This window comes from Streptomyces sp. NPDC057543, from assembly GCF_042801895.1.
GTDB lineage: Bacteria > Actinomycetota > Actinomycetes > Streptomycetales > Streptomycetaceae > Streptomyces.
The window spans coordinates 32,208-40,703 of record NZ_JBHVFF010000040.1 but is presented as its reverse complement, the minus strand read 5'-3'; the positions used below and the strand labels follow the sequence as shown (position 1 = coordinate 40,703).

At 71.4% G+C, this 8,496-nt stretch carries 7 protein-coding genes; 4 read left to right on the top strand and 3 right to left on the bottom strand.

Going from position 1 to position 8,496, the window contains the following annotated elements:
* On the top strand, window positions 1–1,775 hold a 1,775-nt coding region (locus ACFU8Q_RS10140; protein ID WP_384450564.1), incomplete at its 5' end, for a transglutaminaseTgpA domain-containing protein.
* Window positions 1,776–2,241: 466 nt separating this feature from the next.
* Here ACFU8Q_RS10140 and ACFU8Q_RS10135 read toward each other — a convergent pair.
* The 3 genes from ACFU8Q_RS10135 to ACFU8Q_RS10125 all read right to left on the bottom strand — a co-directional run bounded on the left by ACFU8Q_RS10135 (window position 2,242) and on the right by ACFU8Q_RS10125 (window position 4,334).
* Complete coding sequence (locus ACFU8Q_RS10135) at window positions 2,242–2,634, bottom strand: DUF3040 domain-containing protein (protein ID WP_384450561.1); 393 nt, start codon at window positions 2,632–2,634, stop codon at window positions 2,242–2,244.
* A 311-nt stretch (window positions 2,635–2,945) separates the two neighbouring features.
* On the bottom strand, window positions 2,946–3,704 hold the full coding sequence (locus tag ACFU8Q_RS10130; RefSeq protein WP_384450558.1) for a class I SAM-dependent methyltransferase: 759 nt from the start codon (window positions 3,702–3,704) through the stop codon (window positions 2,946–2,948).
* A gap of 102 nt (window positions 3,705–3,806) precedes the next feature.
* Window positions 3,807–4,334 carry an SAV_6107 family HEPN domain-containing protein gene (locus ACFU8Q_RS10125; RefSeq protein WP_384450555.1) on the bottom strand — a complete coding sequence of 176 codons (528 nt, stop codon included), beginning with the start codon at window positions 4,332–4,334 and terminating at the stop codon, window positions 3,807–3,809.
* 170 nt (window positions 4,335–4,504) lie between these two features.
* On the opposite strand from ACFU8Q_RS10125, the gene ACFU8Q_RS10120 reads away from it, so the two are divergent.
* Genes ACFU8Q_RS10120 through ACFU8Q_RS10110 form a run of 3 tightly spaced genes read left to right on the top strand, consistent with a single transcriptional unit; the run spans window position 4,505 to window position 7,996 of the window.
* A complete protein-coding gene (locus ACFU8Q_RS10120; protein ID WP_384450552.1) occupies window positions 4,505–5,296 on the top strand; it encodes an ATP-binding cassette domain-containing protein in 792 nt (263 codons plus the stop codon).
* On the top strand, window positions 5,268–7,355 hold the full coding sequence (locus ACFU8Q_RS10115) for a YhgE/Pip family protein (RefSeq protein ID WP_384450549.1): 2,088 nt from the start codon (window positions 5,268–5,270) through the stop codon (window positions 7,353–7,355). Before ACFU8Q_RS10120 ends, ACFU8Q_RS10115 begins: the two co-directional genes overlap by 29 nt.
* Before the next feature lie 29 nt (window positions 7,356–7,384).
* On the top strand, window positions 7,385–7,996 hold the full coding sequence (locus ACFU8Q_RS10110) for a TetR/AcrR family transcriptional regulator (protein WP_384450546.1): 612 nt from the start codon (window positions 7,385–7,387) through the stop codon (window positions 7,994–7,996).
* The last annotated feature ends 500 nt before the right edge of the window (window positions 7,997–8,496 follow it).

Below are 8,496 nucleotides of genomic sequence, written 5' to 3'. Positions count from 1 at the left end.
CGGCACCGGTCCGCACCGGCCGCCGCATCGGCGCGCTGGCGCTGGGGATCTCGTTGTTCGTGCCGGCTGCGCTGCCTGCTCTCGACAGCGGCCTGCTGGCCGGTACGGGGGGCGGGAACGGCAAGGGGAGCGGTGGCGGAGGCACCATCTCCGCGGTGAACCCTCTGATCTCGCTGCAGAACAACCTGAACCAGCCGGAGAACCGGGAGGTGATGTCCTACCGCACCAATTCCACCGACCCACAGGGCTTCTACCTGCGGATCCTGGCCCTGGACCAGTTCACCGGGAACGAGTGGCGGCCCTCCACGCGCCGCCTGAAGGATGTGCCGAAGCGACTCCCGGCCCCGGAAGGTCTCGGGCCGGACGTCACGGCCACGGAGATCAGCACGAACGTCTCCGCGTCGAGCTCCTACCAGCAGACCTATCTGCCACTCCCCTACCCCGCGACCGAGGTCAGGATCGGCGGACGCTGGCGGTACGAGCCGATGGGACGGACCCTCGTCGGTGACGGCGGGGAGACGACCCGCGGTGCGCAGTACCAGGTCTCCAGTCTGGTGGTCCAGCCGACCGCCGATCAGCTGGCCGCGGCGGGCCCCGCGCCGGTCGCTCTGCAGCGCGAGTACACCCGTGTTCCCGACTCCCTGCCGAGGGTGGTCAGGCAGACCGCGGACCGGGTGACGAAGGGCGCGAGCAACGATTACGAGCGGGCGGTGAAGCTGCAGAACTTCTTCGCCTCGGAGGGTGGCTTCACCTACGACACCTCCGTGAACTCGGGTTCCGGGAGCGCGGCGATCGGCCGGTTCCTGAAGGAGAAGCGGGGCTTTTGCGTCCACTTCTCGTTCACGATGGCCGCGATGGCGCGCACGCTGGGCATCCCGGCCCGGGTCGCGGTGGGCTTCACTCCCGGCACCGCGCAGTCGAACGGTTCGGTGTCGGTGGGACTGCGCGATGCGCATGCCTGGCCCGAGCTGTATTTCGAGGGTGTCGGGTGGACCCGTTTCGAGCCGACCCCGACGCGGGGCACCGCCCCGTCCTACACCCAGCCGGACGCCCCGTCGAGCGGCACGTCCGACCCGGCCCGGCCGGAGATGGGTGCCTCGGCCGCTCCGCCGGTCGCACCGTCCGTCGCGGAGAGCTGCCCGGCCCAGATGCGCAAACAGGGTGAGTGCGGCAGCTCGGCGGCGCCGGGAGTGGTGGCCCCGACGGATTCCGGGACGCCCACGGGCACCATCCTCGGCGTGGTCCTGGGCGCGTTGGTGATCCTGGTGCTGCCGTTGCTGCCGATGCTCTGGCGGCTTCGGGCCCGCAAGCACAGGCTGAGTTTCTCCGCGGGACGCACGCCGGCGGATACGACGGCGAGAACGCTGGCGGCCTGGCAGGAGATCACCGACACGGCGTGGGATCACGGCATCGAGCCGGACGATTCCCGGACCCCGCGCAAGACGGCGGCCAGGGTGGTGCGGCTGGGACAGCTCGAACCCGACGGAGCCGCCGCGGTGCACCGGGTGGCGGGGGCGGTGGAGCAGGTGCTCTATACCCCGGAGCCCCGGTCGAGTACCGGGCTCGCCGAGGACGTCGAGGCGGTACGGGCGGGTCTGCGGGCGGCGTCCGGCCGGTTCGCCAGGGCCCGCGCGATCGTGGCTCCGCGCTCGGCCGTTCGGGTGATCTGGGCGGCGTCGGACCGCTGGGCTGCGTTCACCGGCAGGTGGGCGGCGCGGTGGGCCCGGGACCGGTGGACGGGGTGGCTGCGGCGACCGTCCCGCCAGCAGGGGTGAGCGGGAGGGACGTGAGCGGGAGGCGCACAAGCATGGTGCTGCCTTCCCGTCGGCAGGGGTGACGGGAGGGGCGCGGGCCGGAGGCCCGCCTTTGGCATCGATCACCGAACGAGCCGGCAGGTGGGCGGCTCAGGTCCGCCCGGCAGGTAGGCGGCCCGGGGACCGCCCGGCACCCTTCTCGCCCTCTCGCCCGCCCGCCCCGGCAGCGGGCGGGCCTGTGGCCTTCCCCCGGTCTCCCCTGCTGCTTCGCGCCGGCACCGGGCCCGGGCTCCGGCACTGGCACTGGCGCGACCGAACCTGGCAGTTCCTGGGGCAGCGCGACGCCTTGGCCTGAATGGCCGCGAGCCTGATTCTCCAGCCTGCCTGGCGACCGAGGACAAAGTCGGCGGCGACGGCCCGGCCCGGGCACGTGTGAGGGGCGGCCGCGGAATCGCGACCGCCCCTCACCCAAAGACTGTCCGGGGGCCTACTGGCCCTGCTCGTCACGGCGGCGCTGCCACCGCTGCTCGATCCGGTTCATCACGGTCCGGCGTTGCCTGGGCCGACGGCTGTCGCCGCCGCTTCCGGCTGCCTGCCGTTCGCCCGGTTTGGGCGCCTTGCGCCAACCAGTGACCGCAAGGACCGCACAGCCGAGCATGACGAGGAACCCCACCACGCTGATCCAGATCTGCTGGGCGACCATTCCGGCCATGAGGAGCGCGATACCCACCAGGAAGCCTGCGACCGCCTGGTAGACCCGTCGCCGGGTGTACGTACGCAGCCCGCTTCCCTCGAGCGCTGTCGCGAACTTGGGATCTTCGGCGTACAGCGCTCGCTCCATTTGCTCGAGCATTCGCTGCTCGTGCTCCGAGAGCGGCACGGAGTCCTCCTCGTCGTCGGCCGCGGGGGGCGGCCGGTATGCGGCCCTTCCAGGATAGGCAGGGATTCGCCCCCGTGAAACCCGCCCTACTTTGCCAATCAGCCAGTCCGGGCCGCCACAACGGCTCAGCTGCTGAGGCGTTGATTCCCCAACCTCCGATCCGTCATGCCGGATGGTGTCCCACGATCATACGGGGCGAAGCCCCCGATCGGGGGTCCTGGGCCGTACTCCATCTGCGGCTGCGTCCCTGATCAGCCGCGCTACAGCCGCGCTACCTCCGGCACCCGGCCGCGCTTCGTGCCCAGAACGTCTCAGGCGCGCTTCGTGCCCAGTACGTGGAGCTGCGTCGCGACCGAGTGGAAGGCGGGCAGTTCGGCCGCGGCCGCCTCCAGTTTGAGCAGGGCCTCCATGGCGCCGGGCTCGGTGTCCACCAGGACGCCCGGTACGAGGTCGGCGAAGACCCGCACGCCGTGGACCGCGCCGACCTCGACGTCCGCCGCGGAGACCAGCTCGGTGAGTTGCTCCGCGGTGTAGCGCCGGGGCACCGGGTCCCCCTCGCCCCAGCGGCCCGCCGGGTCGCCGAGCGCCTGCCGGGCCTCGGTGAAGTGACCGGCGAGCGCCCGGGCCAGGACGGCACCACCGAGCCCGGCAGCGAGCAGACTGAGCGCACCGGCCGGACGGAGCGCCTCGACCGCGTTGCGCACCCCCTCGGCGGGGTCGTCCACGTACTCCAGGACTCCGTGGCACAGCACCGCGTCGTAACCACCGCGCTCCACCACCTCGAACAGGCCGTGGATGTCGCCCTGGACCCCGCGGACCCGGTCGGCGACCCCGGCCTCGGCGGCGCGGCGCTCCAGGGCGAAGAGCGCGTTCGGGCTGGGGTCGACGACGGTGACCCGGTGGCCGAGACGGGCCACCGGCACTGCGAAGTTGCCGGTGCCGCCACCCGTGTCCAGGACATCCAGGGCGTCCCGGCCGGTCGCCTTGACCCGGTGGTCGAGGGCGTCCTTCAGGACCTCCCAGACCACAGCGGTACGGAGGGAGGCGCGGGGGCGCAGCTGGTCCGACACGGCAGATGACTCCTCGGCACGGTGCCGCCACTGACGGCGGAGCGTGAACAGTGCAGGTGGTACACGTGCTGTCCACCCTATTGCCTCGCGCCACCGTCTCCGTCATCCCGCGTCGGGCCGTTCCCTCCGGGCCTGTGGGAGCACCGGCTGAAGCACCAGCAGCCGCTCGACCAGCCGCAGGAACATCTCCGCGTCACGCAGCAGGTCGTCGGCGTCCCGTCGGCTGGCCGCGCCCGGCATCCCGGCTTCCGCGCGGGCCCTGCGGCGGGCGCCGGAGGCGAACAGCGCGCTCCATTCGGTCAACTCGGGGGCTATTTCCGGGAGGACTTCCCAGGCGCTGCGGATCCGCTCCCGGCGCCGCCTGGAGGTCTCGGGGCGGGCCCGCGCGGCGAGCACGGCGGCGGCGGTGCGCAGCGCGGCAAGGTGGGCGGTGGCATACCGCTCGTTCGGCACATCGAGAACGGCGGCCTCGTCGAGGCCGGCGCGTGCCTGGGCGAGCAGATCGAGGGCGGCGGGCGGCGCCGTGGTGCGGCGCAGGACGGGATGGACATCGCTTGCCGGGCCGGTCAGTGAGGGGGCAGGGCCGTCTGCGCGGCGCCGGGATGCGGCTGCTGCGGACGAGTGGGCCATGACGAAACCTCCTGTCTCGTGTAACGACTCCGTGGCGGTATGTATCCATCGTGGCGGGCACCACTGACAATCGACCCCATCTCACCCCTGACCTGCGCCTTTGCCTCGATGGCGAGTTCGGGCTAAGTTTTTGAACTGACCAGTCAGTTCAAAAACTTAGGGGAGAGTCTGTGGACAGCCCGCACGGGGCAGCCGTCACCGCCGAGGAACTCGGGCTCAGGGGACCGCGCGGCTGGGCCTTCCGGGGCGTATGCATCGAGGCCGGGCCCGGCTCACTGGTGGCGATCGAGGGCCCCTCCGGCTCCGGCCGGACCTGCCTGCTGCTCGCGCTCACCGGCCGGATGCGCCCCACCGAGGGCCTGGCGGAGATCGGCGGACTGCGTCTGCCACGCAAAATGGCCGCCGTACGCCGCATCAGCGCACTGGGCCCGGTGACCGGGGTCAGCGAACTCGACCCGGCCCTCACCGTCGCGGAGCACCTGCGCGAGCGGGCCCTGCTGCAGCGCCGCTTCAACGGTTCGCTGCGCGCTCTGCTGCGTCCGCGCGCCGAGCGCGTCGCCGCCGCGCGGGGACGGATCGACGCGGCGCTGGATGCCGCCGGACTGGACCTCACCACCCTGCCCAAGGCCGAGCGGACCTCCGTACGGGATCTGGAACGACTGGAGGCGCTGCGGCTGGCCATCGCCCTCGCGCTGCTCGACCGGCCGCGACTGCTCGCGGTGGACGACGCCGATCTCAAGCTTTCCGACGCCGAACGCGCCGAGGCCTGGGAGCTGCTGCGGTCCGTCGCCGACAGCGGCCCGACCGTGCTTGCCGTGTGCAGTCAGGCGCCCGAGGGCGCCATCACCGTACGTACCGACACCCCCACGGCCGCACCGGCGGACACGCGCGATGCCGCGGCCGAGGAGACCACGACCGAGGAGGGACCGGCCGATGCGTTCGCCGAAACTGGCCGCGCTTGAGCTGAAGCGTTTCGGCAGGGGGAAGCTGCCGGTCGCCGCACTCATCGCGCTCCTGCTGCTGCCGCTGCTCTACGGCGCCCTGTACCTGTGCTCCTTCTGGGACCCGTACGGCCGCCTCGACAAGATCCCGGTGGCACTGGTCAACAACGACAAGGGCGCCACCGCCGACGGAAAACGCATCACGGCGGGCGACGAGATCACCGGCAAGCTGCTCGACTCCAAGACCTTCGAATGGCACGAGGTGAGTTCCGCCGAGGCGCACAAGGGCGTCGAGGACGGTACGTACTACCTCTCGCTCACCATGCCGTCGGACTTCAGCAAGCGGATCGCGTCCAGTTCGGGCGACTCCCCCGAGACCGGCGCGCTCCAGGTGCGGACCAACGACGCCAACAACTACATCGTCGGGCAGATCTCCCGTTCGGTGTTCTCCGAGGTGCGCACCGCCGCGTCGACCAACGCCTCACGCGGCTTCCTCGACCGGATCTTCATCAGCTTCTCCGACCTCCATGACGCCACCGCGAAGGCGGCCAAGGGTGCCGACGACCTCAAGGGCGGCATCGGAAAGGCGAAGAAGGGGTCGCAGGATCTCGCGGACGGGCTGAAGGACGCCAAGGACGGCAGCAGCAGTCTGGCCAGTGGAATCGTCAAGCTGAACAAGGGCGCGGGCGACCTCGAAACCGGCTCCCGGCAGGTCGCCGACGGCACCCAGCTGCTCGCCGACAAGGTCAACGGGGTGGCGGCCGACGTCCGCCCGTTCCTGAAGGACAACGGAAAGTCCATCGGCGACACCGCCCGGCTGGTCGCTGACTCCTCGCAGACCGTGCGGGACAACCTCGACCTGCTGGTGAAGACGGCGCCCACCGCGGCCACCGCCGCCCACACGGCCTCCGACGAACTGACCGAGGTCTACCGCACCCGTTGCACGGAGCAGCCGCTCGCCGACCCCACCGTCTGCCCGCCGCTGAAGCGCGCGAAGACCGCGGCGGCCGATGTCGCGAAGGTCGCCGACGATGTGAACGGGCTGGTCACCAACCAGAACGGTGATCTGAAGAAGCTGCGCGGCCGGCTGACCACACTGCAGCAGCAGGCCGATGACCTGGCCAAGAACGCGCCGCACCTGGACGAGGACCTGAAGTCCGCCGTGGAGAAGGTCAACGCGCTGAACACCGGCGCCCACAAGGTCGCCAAGGGAGCGAACGAACTGCACACCGGCCTGGCCACGGCCAGGACGGGCTCCGCGAACCTGGACACGGGCGTGAGCAATCTCAAGAAGGGCGCGACCGACCTGGACGGTGGGCTGATCCGGCTAGGCGACGGCTCGGCGACCCTCGCCGAGGGACTCAACGACGGCGTCGGCAAGATCCCCGACTACGACAAGAAGGACCGCGACGCGCGTACGGAGGTCATGGCCGACCCGGTGCGGCTGGCCTCCGAGTCACTGCACGCGGCCCCCAACTACGGCACCGGCTTCGCCCCTTACTTCATCCCGCTCTCCCTCTGGGTGGGCGCGATGGTGGCGTACATGCTGATCCAGCCGCTCAACCGGCGCGCCCTCGCGGCCGGGGCCTCCGCCTGGCGGATCGCCTTCGCGGGCTGGCTGCCGGTCGCCGCGATCGGGCTGCTCCAAGTGGCCGCGCTGATGTCCGTACTGCACTGGGGGCTCGGGCTGCAGATGACCCGCGCGGCCGGGACGATCGGCTTCCTCGCGCTGGTGACCTGCTGCTTCGCAGCGATCGTGCAGTGGCTCAACGCCCGGTTCGGGGCCGCGGGACGCATCCTCGTGCTGGCGGTGCTGATGCTCCAGCTGACCTCGGCCGGGGGCACGTATCCCGTGCAGACCAGCCCCGGATTCTTCAACGCGATCCACCCCTACCTGCCGATGAGTTACGTCGTCGAGGGCCTGCGCCGGCTGATCACGGGCGGCAGCCTCGGCCCGGTCTGGCAGGGCAGCGCGGTACTGCTGGCCTTCACGGCGGGGGCGCTCGCCCTGACCGCGGTCGCCGCGCGCCGCAAGCAGGTGTGGACCCTGGAGCGGCTGCATCCGGAGCTGAGCCTGTGAGCACGCCCGGACCTGTGAGAATCAGGAGTATGGAAAGCAGTAGCACCACGCGCCGCCAGGCCACCCGGCAGAAGCTCTACGAGGCGGCGGTGACTCTCATCGCCGAGAAGGGCTTCTCGGCGACCACGGTGGACGAGATCGCCGAGCGCGCCGGGGTCGCGAAGGGCACGGTCTACTACAACTTCAAGAGCAAGACCGAGCTCTTCGAGGAGTTGCTGCGCCACGGCGTCGGGCTGCTCACGGCGTCGCTGCGTTCCGCGGCCGAGGACACCGAGGAGCGCGGCGGCAGCCGGGTCGAGGCCCTGGACGCGATGATCAGGGCCGGTCTGATCTTCATCGACCGTTACCCGGCCTTCACCCAGCTGTACGTGGCGGAGATGTGGCGCACCAACCGGGCCTGGCAGTCGACCCTCCTGGTGGTGCGTCAGGAGGCCGTCGCCGTGGTCGAGGGGGTGTTGCGCGAGGGGGTGAAGAACGGTGAGCTCAGCGAGGAGATCGACGTCCAGCTGACGGCCGCGGCCCTGGTCGGCATGGTGCTCGTGGCCGCGCTGGACTGGCAGGCGTTCCAGCCGGAGCGGTCGATCGACGATGTGCACTCGGCGCTCTCGTTCCTGCTGCACGGCCGAGTCAGCGGACGCTGACCCGGCGGCGTGGGAACGACCTGGCGGCGTCGGACGACCCGGCAGCGTCGGACGACCCGGCGGCGTGGGGCGACCCGGCGGGCGGCGTTGGCCGAACCGGCGGCAAGGCCAGGCCACGCTGCCGGGCTGCCCCTCCCCCTGAGCCGGACCGGCCCGGCGTACGGACACGCGAAGACGCCGGTCCGGTGAGGCTCGATCCCCCCGAGCCTGCGCCGTACCGGCGTCTCCTGTGCTGTCGGAGAGCCTTCCCCCGTGTCCCCCCGTGACCCCCGTTTCCCCCGTGGTCCTCGGGCTCTCCGTCGTACTCCCCCGTTCCGGAAGGAGTTGCCGCACCCGCTCCGCCGCCCCGTGTCGGCGGTGCCGGTGCCGCGCCTCTCCCCGTGGGCTCCACTCTCCCGTCCGCGCAGGTCGGAACCCATCCGCGCATCTACTCATCTCGTCGCCTAGGTACGGATACTCAGGGCTGCGCACCGATCCCCACCCCGGGCCTTGCGCCATCT